Source organism: Rhodococcus sp. UNC23MFCrub1.1 (assembly GCF_000686025.1).
In the GTDB taxonomy this organism is placed as follows: domain Bacteria; phylum Actinomycetota; class Actinomycetes; order Mycobacteriales; family Mycobacteriaceae; genus Rhodococcoides.
Genome location: NZ_JMLQ01000007.1, coordinates 1 through 18,178 on the forward strand (window position 1 = coordinate 1; position 18,178 = coordinate 18,178).

General features: G+C 67.7%; 17 protein-coding genes. 11 read left to right on the forward strand and 6 right to left on the reverse strand.

The window, feature by feature from the left end:
* Positions 1–688 (forward strand): dTDP-glucose 4,6-dehydratase (locus BR07_RS0116275; protein WP_027506353.1); only part of this gene is annotated, 688 nt, incomplete at its 5' end.
* A gap of 10 nt (positions 689–698) precedes the next feature.
* On the opposite strand, the gene BR07_RS0116280 is transcribed toward BR07_RS0116275, so the two are convergent.
* Positions 699–1,706, reverse strand: coding sequence for a GDP-mannose 4,6-dehydratase (locus BR07_RS0116280; protein WP_051613480.1), 1,008 nt, complete (start codon positions 1,704–1,706; stop codon positions 699–701).
* Complete coding sequence (locus tag BR07_RS25015; protein ID WP_051613481.1) at positions 1,703–2,776, reverse strand: glycosyltransferase; 1,074 nt, start codon at positions 2,774–2,776, stop codon at positions 1,703–1,705. The genes BR07_RS0116280 and BR07_RS25015 overlap by 4 nt, the downstream gene beginning before the upstream one ends.
* Before the next feature lie 256 nt (positions 2,777–3,032).
* Between BR07_RS25015 and BR07_RS25020 the strand changes: the two genes are divergently transcribed.
* Positions 3,033–3,617: an acyltransferase gene (locus BR07_RS25020; RefSeq protein ID WP_231476409.1), complete on the forward strand. Its 585-nt coding sequence runs from the start codon at positions 3,033–3,035 to the stop codon at positions 3,615–3,617.
* Here BR07_RS25020 and BR07_RS25025 read toward each other — a convergent pair.
* On the reverse strand, positions 3,587–4,939 hold the full coding sequence (locus BR07_RS25025) for a polysaccharide biosynthesis tyrosine autokinase (RefSeq protein WP_051613482.1): 1,353 nt from the start codon (positions 4,937–4,939) through the stop codon (positions 3,587–3,589). The genes BR07_RS25020 and BR07_RS25025 overlap by 31 nt on opposite strands.
* Positions 4,940–5,191: 252 nt before the next feature.
* Between BR07_RS25025 and BR07_RS0116300 the strand changes: the two genes are divergently transcribed.
* The 8 genes from BR07_RS0116300 to BR07_RS25050 are packed head-to-tail and all read left to right on the forward strand — an operon-like array spanning position 5,192 to position 14,244.
* The gene (locus BR07_RS0116300) at positions 5,192–6,187 is read left to right on the forward strand and encodes a GDP-mannose 4,6-dehydratase (RefSeq protein WP_027506355.1); all 996 of its coding nucleotides are present in this window, start codon (positions 5,192–5,194) and stop codon (positions 6,185–6,187) included.
* A complete protein-coding gene (locus BR07_RS25030) occupies positions 6,184–6,732 on the forward strand; it encodes an acyltransferase (protein WP_051613483.1) in 549 nt (182 codons plus the stop codon). The genes BR07_RS0116300 and BR07_RS25030 overlap by 4 nt, the downstream gene beginning before the upstream one ends.
* Positions 6,732–7,853 (forward strand): glycosyltransferase family 1 protein, encoded by a 1,122-nt coding sequence (locus BR07_RS25035; protein WP_051613484.1) that lies wholly within the window; start codon positions 6,732–6,734, stop codon positions 7,851–7,853. Before BR07_RS25030 ends, BR07_RS25035 begins: the two co-directional genes overlap by 1 nt.
* Positions 7,850–9,028, forward strand: a complete 1,179-nt coding sequence (locus tag BR07_RS25040) for a lipopolysaccharide biosynthesis protein (RefSeq protein ID WP_155957064.1) — start codon at positions 7,850–7,852, stop codon at positions 9,026–9,028. Before BR07_RS25035 ends, BR07_RS25040 begins: the two co-directional genes overlap by 4 nt.
* A complete protein-coding gene (locus BR07_RS0116320; protein WP_027506356.1) occupies positions 9,025–10,137 on the forward strand; it encodes a glycosyltransferase in 1,113 nt (370 codons plus the stop codon). Before BR07_RS25040 ends, BR07_RS0116320 begins: the two co-directional genes overlap by 4 nt.
* Entirely contained in the window at positions 10,134–11,534 is a 1,401-nt protein-coding gene (locus BR07_RS27025; protein WP_155957065.1) for an O-antigen ligase family protein, read from the forward strand. Before BR07_RS0116320 ends, BR07_RS27025 begins: the two co-directional genes overlap by 4 nt.
* Complete coding sequence (locus BR07_RS26670; RefSeq protein ID WP_027506357.1) at positions 11,531–12,760, forward strand: acyltransferase family protein; 1,230 nt, start codon at positions 11,531–11,533, stop codon at positions 12,758–12,760. The genes BR07_RS27025 and BR07_RS26670 overlap by 4 nt, the downstream gene beginning before the upstream one ends.
* Positions 12,736–14,244: a cellulase family glycosylhydrolase gene (locus BR07_RS25050; RefSeq protein ID WP_051613487.1), complete on the forward strand. Its 1,509-nt coding sequence runs from the start codon at positions 12,736–12,738 to the stop codon at positions 14,242–14,244. The genes BR07_RS26670 and BR07_RS25050 overlap by 25 nt, the downstream gene beginning before the upstream one ends.
* A 75-nt stretch (positions 14,245–14,319) precedes the next feature.
* On the opposite strand, the gene BR07_RS27030 is transcribed toward BR07_RS25050, so the two are convergent.
* A complete protein-coding gene (locus tag BR07_RS27030) occupies positions 14,320–14,490 on the reverse strand; it encodes a hypothetical protein (RefSeq protein WP_155957067.1) in 171 nt (56 codons plus the stop codon).
* 480 nt (positions 14,491–14,970) lie between these two features.
* On the opposite strand from BR07_RS27030, the gene BR07_RS0116345 reads away from it, so the two are divergent.
* Positions 14,971–16,407, forward strand: a complete 1,437-nt coding sequence (locus BR07_RS0116345) for an HNH endonuclease signature motif containing protein (RefSeq protein WP_051613488.1) — start codon at positions 14,971–14,973, stop codon at positions 16,405–16,407.
* Here BR07_RS0116345 and BR07_RS25055 read toward each other — a convergent pair.
* Positions 16,374–17,213, reverse strand: a complete 840-nt coding sequence (locus BR07_RS25055; protein ID WP_051613489.1) for a DUF72 domain-containing protein — start codon at positions 17,211–17,213, stop codon at positions 16,374–16,376. The genes BR07_RS0116345 and BR07_RS25055 overlap by 34 nt on opposite strands.
* A gap of 75 nt (positions 17,214–17,288) precedes the next feature.
* Complete coding sequence (locus BR07_RS0116355; protein WP_197027818.1) at positions 17,289–18,104, reverse strand: DUF6226 family protein; 816 nt, start codon at positions 18,102–18,104, stop codon at positions 17,289–17,291.
* Positions 18,105–18,178 lie beyond the last annotated feature (74 nt).

The window sequence follows — 18,178 nt, forward strand, 5'->3', positions numbered from 1 at the left end:
AGCGGTCCGCACCCACGACGTCCGCTACCACCACATCTCCACCGACGAGGTCTACGGCGACCTCGAGCTGGACGACCCCGCCCGGTTCACCGAGAACACCCCCTACAACCCCTCCTCGCCGTACTCCTCCACCAAGGCCTCCAGCGACCTGCTGGTGCGAGCCTGGACCCGATCCTTCGGCGTCCGCGCCACCATCTCCAACTGCTCCAACAACTACGGCCCCTACCAGCACGTCGAGAAGTTCATCCCCCGCCAGATCACCGGCGTCCTCACCGGCATCCGCCCCAAGCTCTACGGCGCCGGACTCAACGTCCGCGACTGGATCCACGTCGAGGACCACAACACCGCCGTCTGGACCATCATCGACAAGGGCGCCCTCGGCCAGACCTACCTCATCGGCGCCGACGGCGAGGTCGACAACCGCACCGTCGTCGAGACCATCCTCGAACTCTGCGGCCACGACAAGGCCGACTTCGACTTCGTCACCGACCGCCCCGGCCACGACCTGCGCTACGCCATCGACAGCACCCGCCTGCGCACCGAACTCGGCTGGACACCCCGCTACTCCGACTTCCGCAGCGGACTCGCCGCCACCATCGACTGGTACCGCGACAACGAATCCTGGTGGGCGCCGCAGAAAGCCGCGACCGAAGCGGCCTACGCATCGGCCGGCGAACGGACGCTCTGATCACACAGGGCTACGCGCTTGTCGCCCACTGCATGTCATCCAGAACCATTGCGGAGACGATTGCGTCGAAATCACGGGACGGTGCCCACCCGAGCATTGTTCGGAGTTTCGATGCGTTGCCCACGGCTCCCGCAGCATCCGCCGGTCGGAGAAGGTCCTTATCTGACGTAACCCTGTGTTCCCACTCAGTGACACCCGAGGCGTCGAAGGCAGCGCCAACGAAATCCATGATCGACCTCGCCTCCCCCGTCGCCACGATGAAGTCGTCACCCTTCCCGTGCATCGCCATCCTGTACATCGCGTCGACATAGTCCGGGGCCCAGCCCCAGTCGCGCCGGATGCTCGTGTCGCCGAGTGTCAGGGTGTCCTGTTTGCCGGCCGCGATGGCGGCGACGGCCGCGGTGATCTTGCGGGTGACGAAGGTGGTCGGTCGACGAGGCGACTCGTGGTTGTACAGAATCGCGTTGGTCCCCTCGAGACCACGGGCTCGGTAGACCTGAACAAGGTTGTGCGAGAACGCTTTGGATGCGCCGTACGGCGACGTGGGCCTGATCGGGGTGTCCTCGGTCTGCGGTGACTCGGTCGATCCGGCGAAGATCTCGGCGGACGAGGCGTTGACCACCATCACCTTCTTCCCCGACTTCTCCTGCTGCTGCAGGCAGGCGTCGAGCAGCGCAGCCGCGGAGACTCCGTTGACTCGCGCGGTGGTCACCGGGTCCTGCCACGACTTCCACACGGACGAGATGCCGGCCAGGTGAAAGACGTAGTCGGGCGCGATCTCCTGCACCGCCGTCGTCGTCGCGATCGGGTCGGCGACGTCCTGGTATCGCACGGTCACGCCGTCGAGGTACTGCAGGAACGGCGGTCCGTCGTCGTTCGGGCGCGTGATGCCGTGGACCTGCCACCCTTTCGACACCAGCAGCTCGGCCAGGTAGGTGCCGTCCTGACCACCCACTCCGGTGATCAGCGCTACGGGTGCGGTGTCGTCGAGCTCCACGTCGGTAGGGCCGGTGCTCATGCGGTCAGTATGCCGTCCCGCGTGCCTCGATCCCCAGCCACGTTCGCAGTGTTGCCCAGGCGTGAACGGGCGAAGTCGTACGCCTCGGTCAACCGCCCGGCCATCAGCGCGAAGTCGAAGGACTTCGCCACCTCCACCGACTGCGCTCTCACGAGTTCCTGGTAGTCGAGGTCGGCGAAGAACCGCCGGACGGCGATCGCCATCTCCACCGGGGTGGTGCCGGCCAAGGGGTAGTTGAGCGACACCATGCTGGGAATCGAGCGGCTGAGAATCGGGCATCCCATCTCGGCCGCCTCGAGAGTGGACAGCGGAGCACCTTCCCACGCAGCGGTGTGGAGGTAGAGGCTCGCGGTCTGGACCAGACGACGAACCTCGGCCGGCTCGATCCATCCCGTGATGCGGACTCCCGCTCGCTCGAGGCACTCGCGCCCCTCGTCACCCGACCCGATCCACACGAACTCGCACGACGGGCCCACCACCTCGGCCACCTCGGCGAAGAAACGCGGGTCCTTCTGGTCGGCAATCCGTCCGAGCATTGCCACCAACGGGCGGTCCGACGCGGGCGGGCGCTCCACGACGAGGGACATGGGGGTAGCGGTGTTGGGCACTTCGCGGCTCGGCATGCTCGGGCGCAGATCGTGCCCGATGGCCAGTTCGCGAGGACTCACGGCCATCAGCATCTGCTCGCGGCCGGCGAGGAAGCGTTCCACCGCCCAGTACGTGAGGCGCTTCGCGGGCGGGTGGCCCTCCTCCATGGCGTAGCAGTGCGGGGAGTAGACGATGCGGGTGCCCTTGGGGAGCATCGCGCGGAGCAGCCCCGCGTAGCTCGAGTGCAGGTGCACGATGTCGAAGTCGTTGTCCAGGATGAATCTTCGTGCGTCACGGAGGAACGCCATGAGGTCGCCGTCGAACGTCTGGACGGTCGCCGTCTCCGGCACGTCGAACGTCTCGTGCCCCACGCGCGTGCGAACGAACAGATGGTGCTCGTGGGCGTCGGCGCCGCGGACGTAGTTCACGATGGCGCTCCGCAGCCCGCCGCCGAACGCTTCCGACACATGCACGATCTTCATCTCGCACCTTCTCGGTCGTGGGTGGCACGACGCTCCCCACCCGCGTGCAGACGAAACATAACGCCCAGAACCATTCTTCGCACTCCGAACAATGTTTGTTCGCGTCGCTCGCGTTCTTACAATGGAAAAGGCGAGGCTACTTTACTCATAAGGGCGCTGAAACCGGGCAGAAAGCGGCGTCGTGACTGTTTCGAGGCTGCGGACGCACGCTGACGGACCACGACGATCCGTCCATTTTCGTGCCATAGTTGTCGGCATGGCGGCACCGGTCTCGACGGACGATTCGCGCAAGCAGTGGGTCTCCCGCGTGCAGACGGGCGCTCGGGAGCAGGCCGGTGAGCGGCTCTACAACGTGGTGATCACCCGAATCCCGTCACGCACGCTTCGCGTGAGCTGGTTGCGGCTGTTCGGGGCCACCATCGGCGAGGGCACGACCATCAGGATGGGCACCCGAGTGCTGGGGCTGCGCTCCCTTGTCATCGGTGCGCACTGCGCCATCGGTGCAGGCTGCCTGCTCGACGCGCGGGGGCAGCTCACCATCCACGACGACGTGGAGATCGACACGCACGTGCAGATGATCAGCGGCCAGCACGTCGTCGACTCGGACGATTTCGGCACCACCTACTGCCCCATCGTCATCGGACACCACGCCTGGATCGCCAGCCGGTCGATGGTGGTGGTCGGCGTGCGCATCGGAGCCGGTGCAGTGGTGGGAGCCGCGTCGCTCGTGCGCGACGACGTGGCGCCGAGGACCGTCGTCGCGGGTGTCCCTGCTCGTCCCATCGGGACACGCGACGCGGCGCTCGACTATCACCCGGTACGGAGCCCGCGCCTCACCTGAGGTGCGTCGTGCTGCCTGCGCCGACGGTGGCTGGTGGCCACGCACCCCAGGACACTCGCGCCGGACAGTCCCAACTTCCCCACCGAGTGCGTCAGATCCGCCGAGGTGGTCGACCCCAGAAGCGCCACCAGCAGGACGCCGTCCGCGACTCCCGCGAGGACGGCCGCGTCGGCCGAGCACAGCACCGGCGGTGCGTCGATGATGACGAACTCGAAGTACTCGTGAAGTTGCTTGACCATCTCGTTCATCGTCACGCGGCCGAACAGGGCGCTCGACGACTCGGTGGCGACGCCGGTACCGATGATGCTGAGGTTGTCGCGGTCGGTGGGCACCACGGCGTCGTCGAGTGTGGCCTTGCCGCGCAGCAACTCGCTCAGCCCCGGCACTCCCCCGATACCGAACAGGGTTGGGAGCCTCCCGCCGCGGAAGTCGGCGTCGATGAGGGCCACCGATCTGCCGGTGTCCGCCAGTGCAGCCGCCAGTCCTGCCGCCACCGTCGTCGATCCGGTCCCCACCGTCGGCGCCGCCACCACGATGGTCCGCGGCGGTGTGCCCGTTCTGAGCGCGAGGATCGCTGTGCGGATCTCGCGGAATGCTTCCTCCGCCGTCGGGAACGACGAGCCGAGAAGCAGGGAGTCGGCCATCGCGTCGTTCTGGCGGGGAACGACGCCGAGCACGGGCCCGGCGGCGCCGGCCGCGATGTCGTCGTCGGTGTGCACGGTCGAGTCGAGGGCCGAGCGACCCACCGCCGTCGCGAGACCGAGGATCAACCCTCCGAACAGGCCGAATACCAGGTTGCGGCCCCAGCGGGGACTCGAGGGAGCGACGGGGAGGTCGGCGAAATCGGCCACGGTGGCGGTGGCCGCCGGCAGTTGCCCCGCCTGCGCCGTCTCCAACTCCTGCACGAGCTGGCTCGTCTGGGACGCCACCGCATTGGCCAGGTCTCGAGCAGCGGCCGCGTCGGAGTCGCTGGCCGTGACGTCCAGCAGAACCGATCCCGTGACGGCCGCGGCGGTGACTCTCGACATCACGCTCTCCGGAGGAACGTTCAGACCCAGTTCGTCGATCGCGCGCTCGGCCACCTGCTTGCCCACCGCGAGCCCCGCGTACGACGCGACGCGACCGGTGGAGAACAGGCTGCCCTGATACGCGTCGCTGATGGAGCCCGCACCGGTGGTCGAGATGAAGAGTCGCGCCGTCGCCACGTAGGTCGGTTGCGACAGGGCCGACACCGCGCCGGCAGCACCGACCGCGAGCACGGTGCACAGCACGATGGTGACCCAGTGTCTCCGCCAGGCCGAGAAATACTCCCGTATGTCCATGACCCGTTCTCCCCGCGGAAGATACCCAGCGATTGTGGCCGGGAATGATTGCTCATAGTATGCGGATGATCAGTGAAAAGCGCAGGGCAACATGGGTGTCACAGAATGGTCATCCGCTCGCGCAGTCGCACTGACAGAATGAAACGGCGATACCCGGAAATGGCCCCGTTTACGGGGACGTACATGAGCACGACGCGACGGAGTTCGGCGTTTCGGACACTCGAGCTCGACTGACGGAAGCGATGGTGTGTCTTGACCAAGCGAGCTCTCATCACAGGAATCACCGGGCAGGACGGCATGTACCTCGCCGAACTGCTGCACGAGAAGGGGTACGACGTGTTCGGCCTGGTGGCCGGACAGAACAATCCCAAGGCAGATCTGCTCCGCGTCACACACCCGTACGTCGAGATCATCAGCGGCAACCTGCTCGATCTGGTGAGCCTCATTCGCGCCGTCGCCCATGCGAAGCCCGACGAGGTCTACAACCTCGGCGCCATCTCCTTCGTCGCGTACTCGTGGGAGAACGCCCGGCTCACCAGTGACGTCACCGGCGGCGGTGTGCTGAACATCCTCGAGGCGGTGCGCTTCTTCCAGGACAGCTCCGGCCGCGACGTGCGGTTCTACCAGGCATCGAGTTCCGAGATGTTCGGCAAGGTGCAGGAAGTACCGCAGACCGAGAAGACGCTTCTCTGGCCGCGCTCGCCCTACGGCGTCGCCAAGGTGTACGGCCACTACATGACGATCAACTACCGCGAGTCCTACGGCATGCATGCCAGCTCCGGCGTCTTGTTCAATCATGAATCACCGCGCCGTGGACCGGAATTCGTCACCAGAAAGGTGTCGCAGGCCGTCGCTCGCATCACATTGGGCCTGCAGGACGAGATCGCACTGGGAAACCTGGACGCCAAGCGCGACTGGGGCTTCGCCGGCGACTACGTCGAGGCGATGTGGTTGATGCTGCAGCACGACCACGCCGACGATTACGTCATCTCCACCGGTGAGACGCACTCGATCCGCGAACTGCTCGACATCGCGTTCGACGAGATCGGCATCTCCGACTGGAGCGAGCGGGTGCACATCGATCCGGCCTTCATGCGACCGGCCGAGGTGGACGAACTCATCGGCGATTCCACGAAGGCACGGGAGACGCTCGGCTGGCGCCCCAAGGTCGGCTTCGACGAGTTGGTCCGCATGATGGTGCGGCACGACGTCGACGATCAGTCCAAGCGTGCGGCCGGTGCCCAGTGAACTCCGCGCCCTACTCGAGCACGCGCAAGGAACAACTGGGTGAGCGCGTCTTCAACTTCCTGATCACCCACATCCCGTCGCACACGCTCCGCCAGGGGTGGCTCCGCTTCTTCGGCGCCACCATCGGCACGGGCTCGTCGATCATGCTGGGTTCCACGACGTTCGGGCTCCGACGGCTGGTGATCGGCAACAACGTCTCTATCGGATCGTCCGTGCTGCTGGACGCCCGCGGGGGTCTCCTCATCGACGACGACGTGGTGATCGCGTCCGACGTCCACATCATCACCGGGGACCACGACGTCGACAGTGACGATTTCGGTGTCCGCCTCGGGCCGGTGCACGTGGGACACCACGCGTGGATCGCGAGCCGCGCCACGGTGCTGAGGGACGTGGAGATCGGCGCCGGCGCCGTGATCGGTGCCGCGTCTCTGGTCCGCCGCGACGTGGGCGAGATGGAGATCGCCGCCGGCGTCCCCGCCACGGCGCTGGGCAAGCGCACGTCCGCGTTGGACTACCACCCCACCTTCCGCCCACTCCTCTACTGATGGGACCCGACGTGGTGGATCTCGCCCGTACACGGCTGGTCTACGTCGCGCCTGCTGCCGGCCGCAGCGGCGTCGGCGACTACGCCGACGATTTCCTCGCCGAGGTCGCCCCGCACTTCCTCGACGTCGTCGACTACCGCATCGAGACAGAGGGCGCGGAGACGGCGCGCGAGGTACTCGCCCATGCGAGACGGATCCGCGCGCTGGTGAAGGCATCGTCGGCGCAAGGCCCCACCCTCGTCCACTTCGAGCAGAGCGGCGGGTCGCTGTCGGTGTTCTGGGCATCGCTGCTGCGCGGGGTGACCGTCACGGCCACGGTGCACGATCCGCCGTACCCGGTGTGGTGGCCGTTCAAGACCAAGTCGGTCGGGCGCCACCGCCTCCTGCACCACGCCGTCCACTACCCGTTCCGGATCGTCACCACCGCGCTGCAACGTCGAGTACTGCGGGGGCGCACCGTCTTCGCCCTCACGACGATGGGCGCCGACAGCATCCGTCGCACCTTTCCCCGGTCACACCCGGTCGCGGCACGCATCTTCGTGCCGGCCCGCCCCGACCTCACTCCGCCCGCGGAGCGTCCACTCGCAGTCGGATTGTTCGGCCACGTCTACCGCGGCAAAGGCTTCGATCTCATCGGCCGTCTGCGCGAGGAACTGGACGTCGACATCGACATCCGCGCCGCCGGACGAGGAACGGCGGCACTGCCGGCGATGGACGGTGTGACCCTCGTGGGCGAGGTCAATGGTCCCGACGAGGACCGCTTCTTCGAGTCGATCCGACTGCTGCTGGTGCCGTACTCCAAGCACAATCCGTACGGCAAGGCCTATCCCGCCTCGAGCGCCGTCACCCGATCGTTCGCGTACGGAACACCCATCGTCTGCATCACCGAGGGAGCGCTCGCCGAGACGGTGGAGCGCGGAGGCGCCGTGGGAGTCGACAGCGTCGACGATCTCGCCGCCGCGGTCCTCGACGTGGTGCGCGACGGGGCCCGGCTCGACGACCTCACCCGCCAGGTCGACGCGGTACGGCGAGCCGATGCCATGACCCACTGTGCGGCCGTCTTCCTCGACGCGTGGTCCGCCGGGGCGAGCGTCGACGCCGCCGAGTACTCGGTGCGATGAGAGCGCTCGACAGCCATCTCCTCCGCACGGGGGTGGCGTCGTTCTGGAACTACAGCGGCCGGCTCGTCGGGCTCGGCTGGACGTTCGCCCTCATCCACACCCTCGGCATCGGCTCCTACGGGCAGTACGCCGTCGCGGTGGCGACGGCTGCCATCGTGAACGCCGGCATCGACAACGCGTTCTACGTCCGCTCCCTCCGACTCGACGAGGCCAGATACGAGCGGGAACGCTGCGCCCGCGTGCTGTTCGGCTCGGTGGTGGCGGTGGTCGGTGTCGCCGCGTTCACCGCGTCGTTCGTCGTGGGTTTCGCCGTGATCGTCGCGGCGGGCGAGCTGCTGTTCAACACCTGGAAGAGCCACCTGCTCCGCGAGGGGCGTCCCGACGTCGCCATGCGCTTCGACGCGGTCCGGCAGATCACGAGCATCGTCCTCGGTGCCACGTATCTGTATGCGGTGGAGGCACCGTCGCTGTCGACGGCCGCGGCCCTGTACCTGCTCCCCTACCTCGTGGTGGCGGCCGCCTGCCTCCGGTACGTCCCCGGACGGACCCCCGCCGCACCCGGCGGGCCGAAGGAGTTCGCGCTGCTCTCCTTCGAGGCTCTCGCCGCCGCCCTCTACGCGCAGGGCGACGTCGTCGTGATCGGGTGGGTCGCGGGCGACGAGGTCGCGGGCTACTACTCCGTGGCACTCGTGGCGGCACTGGCCATCTCGACCATCGGCCAGAACTACGCCAACACCTACCTCGAGAAGATCCGGGCCGCCGGCGGCCACGTGTCGGGAGCGCCGGCGCTCCGCGACGTCGTCAAGGTCGGCCTGCTCACCGGTGGGTCGATGGCCGTCATCGGCGTCGGCATCCTGCTCTGGGGCGGCGCCGACTACACCGGCCACATCACGCTGATCCTCTCGCTGTTCGTGGTCGCGCGGGCGATCAACCACTCGTTCATCGTGGTGCTGTTCGTGCAGAAGCGCGACGCCCTGCGGGTGAAAGCCACCGTCGCCGTGGCGGTGGCGAAGCTCGCGGCACTGGCGTTGCTCGTGGGCCCGCTCGGCGGGTACGGCGCGGCCGTGGCCTGTGTCGTGTGCGAGGCCGCCCTGCTGTTCGTGTACCACCGCGCCGTGCACGGCACCGGCTCGTCCTACATCCGAGAACCACTCCACGACAGGGCTACTCGATGAAAGCGGCATTTCTCCTGGCCAAGGATCCCCGGTTCGAGTCGACCGGCGATCTGACGATGGCCAAACTGGTGATCACGCTCTCCCGGTCGTCGTACGACGTCGCCGTCGTGTGCCTCTCCGGCCGCCCGGAAGTGGCGGAGGCCGACGTCGTCCGCATTCCCAAGACGGCTCCGCGCCCGGCCGAACTGGTGAGCCGGAGCCTGCGCACCCGTCGCAGTCTGGTGCACACGCGCTTCACGTCGGACAGCCTCGTGAAGGCCGTGGACGACACGGACGCCGACATCTTCGTCGCCGACCACAGTTACATGGCCGAGGCCTTCCTGCACTCCTCGCGGGCACACACCCGTCGACACGGAGACCCCATCCTCGCGGTGAGCACCGTCGTGTCGGAGACGTTGGTGTGGAAGGCCACTCGGGGAGTGCTCGGCCGGGTCGACTCGCGCCGCATCGTGCGCGACGAGCTCCGCGTCGCGCGGCAGGCCTACTCCGTCGGGACGTACGACGCGGAGGAGGCGCAGTTCTACTCCGATCACGGGGTGCGGCGAGCGCACTGGCTGGATCTGACACTGCCCCCGAAGACGCAGGTGGACATCGGCGAGTCCGGCCCTCGACTGGTGTTCCTCGGCGACCGCCAGTGGTCGCCCAACCAGGAGGCGTTCGAACGGCTGCTGACGTGGTGGCCGGACATCGCCCGCGGCATCGACGGTGCGGAACTGCGCATCGTCGGCTCGCGCGGACCCGGCCGGCCCGTACCGCTGCCGCCCGGTGTGGAGGATCTGGGCTTCGTCGACGACCTGGACGCGTTCCTCTCGACCAGCCGCGCCATGGTCGCGCCCATCGTCACCGGCGGCGGAGTCCGGGTGAAGATCCTCGACGCTGCCAGCCGGGGCATGCCCGTCGTCGGCACCACCGCGGCCGTCGGATCGCTCGGACCCGTCCTGGGAATCGACGGTATCGACGACAAGCACGAGTTCGTGCAGCGCTGCCGGCGCTACCTGCTCGACCGTTCGGCCGCGGTGGCCGACGGCGACGCCCTCTACCGAGCCAACGCCGACCGCTGGAACGAGGGCGCACCGCACCGCGCGGTGCAGGAGTGGTTGGCGCCATGACCCCCCGCAGAGCGTCTCTCCTGGTGGGCATCCTCGGCGCCGGTGTGGCCGTCGCGGTGGGCCTGCTGTCCGGCTCGAGCACCAGCGCCGCCCGGCTGCTCGCGGTGGGCCTGATCGGCATGGTGGTCGGCGTGACGGTCACCCTTGCCTCACCGAAATTCGTTTATGCCGCACTCGGATTCACGCTCGGTGGCATCCCGTTCGCGGTGATTCCCGGCGCGGGACCCGCGGTGCTGCTCCTCGCGGTCGCGGTGTGGGCCGCGATGCTCACCCACCCGCCCCCTGTCCTGCGGGTGCGCAGCCTCGACGTGATGGTGGCGCTGCTCCTGCTCGTCTCGTTCGCCTCGGTCACCGAGAGTGCCACCAGCGGAGTCCATGTCACCGAGTTCCTGAAATGGGCAGTGGCGACGTCACTGATCTTCCCGCTGCTCCGACTCGATGCGGTCGACCTGCGCCGCTTCGGCCTGTCCTACGTGTGCGGCGCGGCGGTGGGCGGCGGCGCCTCCCTCCTGATCCTGTTCTTCGACCGCACCGGGACGGCGATCTCCGTCCTGTCCCCCATCGGGTACGGGAACACCGGGACCATCGGCACCACGCTGCGCTGGTTCGAGGTGGGCGGCACGTCCATCCGTCGGTTGGCCGGCACCTACATCGACCCGAACGTGGCGGGCATCTTTCTGTTCCTCGGCTTCGCCCTCGCGTTGGCGTTGACCCGCGGGTGGATCCGCATCGTGTCGAGTGCCGTCATCGGTCTGGCGCTGATGGCGACCCTGTCGCGCTCGGCCATCCTGTCGGTGATCGTCGCGCTGGCTGTGTACCTCGCGTTCCAGCGACTGCGGACACGGACCCGCGTGATCGTCGTGGCGGCCACGCTGCTGGGCGCGGCTGTCGCACTCGCCATCCCCGCCGTCAACGCGCGGTTCCTGTCCAGCTTCGGCTCGTCCGACCGCGGAACCGACGACAGGGCCCGCGCACTCGCGAACTTCCTTCCGTCGATGGACGGGCATTGGCTCTTCGGGCGCGGGTGGGGTGCCCTCGAGCTCATCGACGAGGTGGCCGGCTACAACGCGAACTACGTCGCCAACACCCCGTTGCTGACGCTCTATCGCGGCGGCATCATCGTCGGCGTCGTGTTCCTCGCGCTGCTGCTGGCCGCGCTGGTCATCGCGTACCGACGGATGCGCTCGTCGACGCACTGGCAGGCCGGTGTGATCGGTGCGGCCTTCATCGGATTCCTGCTCGTCGCACTGCAACTGGACTTCCCGGTGGTCACCAATCCGATCGTCACGATGGTGTTCTCGGTCTTCCTCGCTCTGCTCACAGTCAACCCGACACCCACACCGGACGACAGCGCCGTCGAACCCGATCATGCTCGACTGCAGGAGGTTCCACGGTGACCGATACTCCCGCTCCCGTCACCGCACCGCCGACCCAGCGGAAGGCCTGGATCGCCGGGCTGGAAGGCCCCCGCGGTGTCGCCGCGATCTGCGTCGTCCTCGCCCACGTGGCCGTGGTGCACACCCCGAACATCGTCGCGTCGACGCGGATCGACTTCCTGGGCCAGGCCCTCACGTTCTTCTTCGCGCTGTCCGGGTTCCTGCTCTACCTTCCGTACGTCACGCGCTTCGCCGACGGGGCAGCGTTCCCGAACACGAAGCGCTACTTCGTCGCCCGCGTCCGACGGGTGTTTCCCGCCTACATCGTCATCTTCCTGATCGTGAACTTCGTCCTGGGCGCCGGCTACGTGGTGAATCCCGTGACGAGCGGCTGGGATCATTCCGCCGACGGCACCGGCACCATCACCGCGCCGCTGCCCCTCCTGGCGCACCTGACGCTGACGCAGTCGTACTTCCCCAGCACTCTGCAGACCGGAATCAATCCCTCCTGGTCGCTGAGCACCGAGTGGGGCTTCTACCTCGTCCTCCCGATCGCGGGCTTCCTGCTCTTCCGGTTCGGCCGCGGCGGCCGGCGACCCCTCGTGACCGCGCTGATCCCCGCGGTGGCGCTCATCGCGCTCGGACTGATCGCCAACACCATCGTCGGCAGGCTGCAGCACGCGAGCGGCCTCCCACCGCTCGAGCAGTACTGGGGACCGAACTGGGTTGCGGTGTTCTCGCGCAGCTTCCTCGCTCTCGCCGACCACTTCGCCTGGGGCATGGTGGCGGCCGTCGTCTACGCCGCGATCGCCCGGGGAGCCTTCTCCCGCTTGTCGACGTCGCGGTTGTCGGCGGTTCTCCTCAGCATCGCCGTCCTGGCGCTGTCCGGCTCGATGCTGCTGTTCGCGCTCGGATCTCGCTACATCTCCTCGGTGTTCGCGATCGCCTCGTGCGCCTCCATTCTCGCGATCGTCGCGCCTCTCGGCCGCGGCGAGGACTCCCGCCTCGCGAGGATGACCGACTGGGCGCCGCTCAAGTATCTCGGCATGGTCTCCCTGTCCTCCTATCTGTGGCACTACCCCGTTCTGGTCCTGGTCGGCCGTGCGGGGATTCCCATCCCGCCCACCGCACTCGGTCTCGTGTGGGGATTCGTACTGGTCATGTCTCTGACGGTGGCGCTCGGGTCGCTGACGTACTACCTGGTGGAACGACCGATGATGCGATGGCGAGCCGGACGTACCACGTGAACCGACGGGGGTTCCTCGTGCTCGCGGCCGCGGCAGCGGCGGCCGGGTGCACGCGGGACCGGAGTGCGACGCCCGTGCCCGAGGAACTCCAGGCGCCTCCCCGGGTACTCGGCTACTCCACCGGGTCGTCCATCCTGTGGGCCGACGACGCGGACGTCTCGCGGACGATGGCCGCGGTCCGCGACGGGGGGGCGACATCGGTTCGTATCGACGTCTCGTGGCGCTTCGCCGAACCTGCTCGGGGTCAGTACGACTGGCGACCCTCCGATCGGGTGGTCGACGCTGCCAGGGCGGCCGGCCTGGACGTGGTGGCCACGCTGACCACGACACCGGCGTGGGCGGCCATCGGGTTCTCCGACCTCGCCGCAGCGGCTCCCCGGAACCCGCAGGAGTACGGCGTGTTCGCGGGCGTCGTCGCCGATCGGTATCGCGGGCGGGTGTCGACCTACGAGATCTGGAACGAGCCGAACGGCCGACTGTTCTTCTGGCCGAACCCCGACCCCGCCCGGTACACCGCCATGCTGCGGTCCGCCTTCACCGCCGTCACCGCGTCCGATCCCGACGCCGTCGTCGTGGCCGGGGCACTGGGCAACACGGACACCACCGACGGCCGGATGGACTCGAACGAGTTCCTCGTGGGTATGTACGACGCCGGTGCGGCCGGGTCGTTCCACGCGCTCTCGTACCACGCGTACGACTACGGCACCACCCTCGCCGACGCCGGCCTGTACCCCAATTCGGCTGTGCAGCAGATCATCAGGATGCGGCAGACGATGGTGGCGCACGGGGATGCGGCGGCACGCATCTGGATCACCGAGTACGGCGCACCCGACACCGGCGTGGACGCGGACACGCAGGCGCGGCTCATCGTGGAGTCGGCGCAGCAGTGGGGTGAGGTGCCGTACGGCGGGCCGTTCTACGTCTACACCGTCCGTGACGGCGACAGCCTGTCCCCCGATCCGGAGGCCCGCTTCGGCGTGCTCGACGATGCCTTCGTACCCAAACCCGTCTACGGACAGTTGGCCGCACTGGCCGCGGCGGGGCTGCCCCAGCGCGACATCGCGGACCAGTTCGATGCCGCCGCATCCACCGACTTGGGCGAGCCGTGGGGCCCGGTCTTCGCACTCCCCGCGGGCTCGGGCCGCCAATACACCCACGGCAGTCTGTACTCGACCGCGAGCGGCTGGCTCACCTCACCGCCGGCGGTCGCCGACATCGCACGCACCACTGGGCTCGTTCCGGCGGGCCCGTTCCACGACGGATACCAGGACCTGCTGGCCGACGGCGGGATCCGGGTGTTCTCCGATCCGCGCTTCGGCACATGGGCCGTCGTCGGCGCGATCCTCGATCAGTGGCGGCCGGAGCTCGGGTTCCCGGTCACCGGGGAGTACGAGACGCCCGACGGTCAGCGCGTCGTGGACTTCGAGTCCGGCCGCATCCTGTGGAACCCGACGGACGGGGCAGTGGTGGTCCGCGACCGGTGACGCGGCTGGGCGCGCTGTGCCGGGTTTCCGCTGACGTCGCCAATGCTGGACATAGCGACACCGTTTCGGCGGCCGCTACTCGAGCGTGACGGGCGTCCGGGGAATGCGGTTCAGAGGCGTCTCCTCGCGCAGGATGCGAGCCCCATCCTCGATGTCCGCATTGTGAATGGCACGGCCCATGACGACGCCGATGACCAGGGCTGCGACAACCCAGACGGCGCCGATGCCGTAGACGATCCACCACATCGCACGAGTGTGACACCGAAATCCGGAAATGTGACCATAAATGGCAATGAAACCATTGAGAACGTTTCTCGGCGGGGTTCGAAGCGCCACCACGGGCGTCTTCGGTACGCGATCCGCACCACAGAACCTGTCATTCGATCGGAGGACGGGGTCAACGACGCTTCCGCGCACCCGGCCTGTTCAGGCGTGTTTCGAGTTCTTCGACGCCGAGGACGAGTCGGATGAGATGACGGGATGACTTGCAGCAGAAACAGCGGATGGCCATACTTTCCGCATGGTCAGACGACGTTCGCGCATTGTTGCGCCCGATAAACCGACGCTCGGACAAGTCAGTTCCGTCGGTGTCAGCTTCGTCGCTTTTCTCGTGTTGCTGTTTCTCTGCATCAGCCACGGCCTTCTCTAGATTCGGCCCACTTGCGCGCATGTAGGCAAATCGAACACACGTTCGATTCATGTCGGTGGGTCGCGGTACTGTGAGGCATGTTTTCGGGGGGGAACGCAGGGGATGGTCGTCGTGACGACGGCTCCATCGGCGACCCCGTTCTCGCCCAGCTCGTCGATGCGCAGGAGGAGCTGACGCGCCGCATCGCGGCCTACGACACTCAGCACATCGGGACGGCCGACCGTCTCGCCCTTCTGGTGCGGGACGAGAAGGTGACGCGGTCGCGGCAGGCGCAGGCTCACGTGTGGCTGGCCGAGCTCGTCCAGCAGCGCGGCTTCGAGGAGACCGGAGCACACAACGCCGATGCGCTGGCTCAACTCTTGACCATCGACCGCGCAGCCGCCGTCGCGCGACTGTCCGTGGCCGCTCAGCTCGGCAACAGGACCACCCTGCTCGGCGACGTCATGGAACCCGAGCTGCCCGCCACCGCCGCGGCGCTGCGCGACGGTGCCATCGACTCGGCCCATGTGAAGGTGATCCGGAAGTTCGACAAGAATCTCCCCGCCGCTGTGGATGCAGACACCCGCGCCCACGCAGAGCGTCACCTGGCCGACGCGGCGCGCGAGGTGCGTCCCGCGGAGCTCACGGCTCTCGCCGAGCGCATCACCGCGCACATCGTCGAGGAAGGCGAGTTCGAGCTCCCGCCGGAGCGCGTCCGCAAGCGCGGCATCTTCATGGGCAAGCAGGACAGCGACGGGATGCGCAGCGGCAGGTTCGTTCTCGATCCCGAGACCGCGGCGTACTTCGACGCCTACAACAGCAAGTACGCGGCGCTCGGAGTGGGCAATCCCGAGGACACACGCGCGCCCGTCATCGGAGAACCGGACGACGAGACCCGCCAGCGCGACACCCGGACCACACCGCAACGACGGCACGACGCCCTCAAGCTGCTACTACGCGACACACTGTCCTCCGACGATCTCGGCAAGCACCGCGGTGTGCCGGTCAAGGTCATCATCGTCGCCCGTCTCGAGGACCTGATCCGAGGCACCGGACTGGCCACCACCGCAACGGGTTCCACCATGCCGATCCGCGACGTCATCCGCATGGGGTCGCACGCCGATCACTACCTCGCTGTCTTCGGCGACGACGACGGCAGGCCACTGCACTTCGGCCGCACCCGCCGCATCGCCAGTGAGGACCAGCGCCTCGTCCTCATGGCCACAGACCGCGGATGCACCGCACCGGGATGCGATCGCCCCGCCGTCGCCACGCAGGCGCACCACATCCACGAGTGGCAGGACGGCGGGCCCACCGACATCGAGTCGCTCACCTTCGTGTGCGACATGCACCATCCAATGGTCCATGACGGAGCACTCGGATGGTCCACCACCACAGCGCCGCCAGGCCATCCCTACGCCGGGCGCACTCTGTGGCACCCGCCTGCCCTCATCGACCCGTCGAGGACGGGCCGGGTGAACCACTATCACCACCCACAGGACTATCTGTGGGAGGACGACGAGCCGGCGGCATGAGTCATCTCGCTGAGTCGCAACGCATCCCACGGCGCGAAGCCCTTCGCGTCGTTGTCGAAGTAGACGTACACGTCTCGCTTCGCAGCGCGCCACTCACCGATGCGCTCGGCCCACCGGCCGAGCGCCTCGTCGGAGTACCCACTCGTGTACGGCTCGGTGTCGCCGTGCAGCCGGACGTAGACCACGTCGCTGGTCACCTCGGTGAGCATCGGGAACTTCCCCGCCGAGTCGGCCACCACGCACCCGATGCCCTGTGCCCGCATCAGCTCGTACGCCTCCGCTGAGTCGAAGCTCGGGTGCCGCGCCTCGAGGCAGTGGCGCAGTGGACGGTCCTCGTCGACGTCCAGGAACACGCGGTCGTCGGCGAGCTTGTCGTCGTGCTTCTCCCCCAGCCGAGCGGCCTCCGTCGTCGACCGCGGCAACAGCGCGAAGAAGTCGGCCATCCGCGAAGCGTCGAAACGGAACGTGGCCGGCAGCTGCCACAGGATCGGGCCGAGCCGCGGGCCCAGCGCCAGAACACCCGACGCGAAGAAGTTGCCCAGCGCCGCATCCACTCCGACAAGCTTCTTCATGTGGGTGACGAAGCGAGGACCCTTCACTGCGAACACGAAACCCTCGGGTGTCTCCGCACGCCAACGCTGGTAACTCGACATCCGCTGCAGGGAGTAGAACGAGCCGTTGATCTCGATGGAGGTCAGTGCACGGGAGGCGTACTCGAGCTCACGGCGCTGCGCCAGGCCTGCGGGATAGAAGTCGCCCCGCCAGCCCGCGTAGCGCCACCCGGAGATGCCGATGCGCAGTTCCATCGGCTACCTCCCGTCCTCTCGGCCTCCGTCAGCAGGTACCCGCACACCGAGCTGCGACACATGGGCCTGGTGCGATCACGGTCGCGGTGGCCAGGCGGCCCAGCCGTCAGGAAGTGAGCTGAGAATATGGTCCGCGGCGTCGAGACGTGCTGCGGGGATACCGTCGGAACCGGTCCGCCCCGAGCTCGCGCCGTCGGGAAAGGTGAATGCGTACCCGACCATCGGACGGAGCCCGCGCTTCACACTCTCCCGATAGTTGCCGTTCACGACCGCGAACACCTGACGCTCGAGGCCGTCGGCTTCGACCTGCCAGGTCGAGTCGCACGCGTCGCACCCGCAGCTCGGGAAGTAGAAATCGTGCAGCAGACCAGCGTGCATCCCGATCCCGGGGTAGGACGTGAAGATCAGTGTCAGTGTCGCGCAGTCGGAATCGCTCGGTCGCATTCGAACAGCACGGGTCGTATCGCGATGCGGCCGAACCAAGTCCGCCACCGCCTCCGGACCCTCGTCGAACTCGACGTCGTAGGTGTCGCCCAGGTGCTCGATGAGGGCGTCGGCGACGACGTGAAGGGGTGCATAGCGTTCGAGGTGTTCGGTCACGGAATACGCACTCTCGGGCGGGGAGTCGGCCCACAGGTTCCCGTAGTCGATGACCCGACCGTCGGAGTCGCGGAACACCGGCTCCTCGATCGTGGGGCGTACGTACGAACTCACGTCAGTCATCCCCTCTCTCGCTGCGAGCAGTCCGATCGGCGCTACTGCCCGGTCGGTGCGGGGATCGCGCCACACCGCGACACACGCGTCGACCATCTGGGTGGGCGCACCCATTCCGGAGTCGGGGAGCAGCGGAAACGTCCATTCGTCGACGTACTCGAGATCGGGGCCCCACATCGGTCCAGTGTGGCAAGCATTCCGGTGCTCGGAAAACTGTTTTTCACGATCCCGTCGACACCGTACGGTTCGGT

Excerpts from the sequence above, each read along its gene's own strand:
- BR07_RS25025 (WP_051613482.1), bottom strand. The coding sequence starts at position 4,939 with ATGGACATACGGGAGTATTTCTCGGCCTGGCGGAGACACTGGGTCACC.
- BR07_RS25050 (WP_051613487.1), top strand. The coding sequence starts at position 12,736 with ATGGCGAGCCGGACGTACCACGTGAACCGACGGGGGTTCCTCGTGCTC.
- BR07_RS27030 (WP_155957067.1), bottom strand. The coding sequence starts at position 14,490 with ATGTGGTGGATCGTCTACGGCATCGGCGCCGTCTGGGTTGTCGCAGCC.
- BR07_RS0116320 (WP_027506356.1), top strand. The coding sequence starts at position 9,025 with ATGAAAGCGGCATTTCTCCTGGCCAAGGATCCCCGGTTCGAGTCGACC.
- BR07_RS25055 (WP_051613489.1), bottom strand. The coding sequence starts at position 17,213 with ATGGAACTGCGCATCGGCATCTCCGGGTGGCGCTACGCGGGCTGGCGG.
- BR07_RS0116280 (WP_051613480.1), bottom strand. The coding sequence starts at position 1,706 with ATGAGCACCGGCCCTACCGACGTGGAGCTCGACGACACCGCACCCGTA.
- BR07_RS25035 (WP_051613484.1), top strand. The coding sequence starts at position 6,732 with ATGGGACCCGACGTGGTGGATCTCGCCCGTACACGGCTGGTCTACGTC.
- BR07_RS25015 (WP_051613481.1), bottom strand. The coding sequence starts at position 2,776 with ATGAAGATCGTGCATGTGTCGGAAGCGTTCGGCGGCGGGCTGCGGAGC.
- BR07_RS25020 (WP_231476409.1), top strand. The coding sequence starts at position 3,033 with ATGGCGGCACCGGTCTCGACGGACGATTCGCGCAAGCAGTGGGTCTCC.
- BR07_RS27025 (WP_155957065.1), top strand. The coding sequence starts at position 10,134 with ATGACCCCCCGCAGAGCGTCTCTCCTGGTGGGCATCCTCGGCGCCGGT.
- BR07_RS0116345 (WP_051613488.1), top strand. The coding sequence starts at position 14,971 with ATGTTTTCGGGGGGGAACGCAGGGGATGGTCGTCGTGACGACGGCTCC.
- BR07_RS0116355 (WP_197027818.1), bottom strand. The coding sequence starts at position 18,104 with ATGTGGGGCCCCGATCTCGAGTACGTCGACGAATGGACGTTTCCGCTG.
- BR07_RS25040 (WP_155957064.1), top strand. The coding sequence starts at position 7,850 with ATGAGAGCGCTCGACAGCCATCTCCTCCGCACGGGGGTGGCGTCGTTC.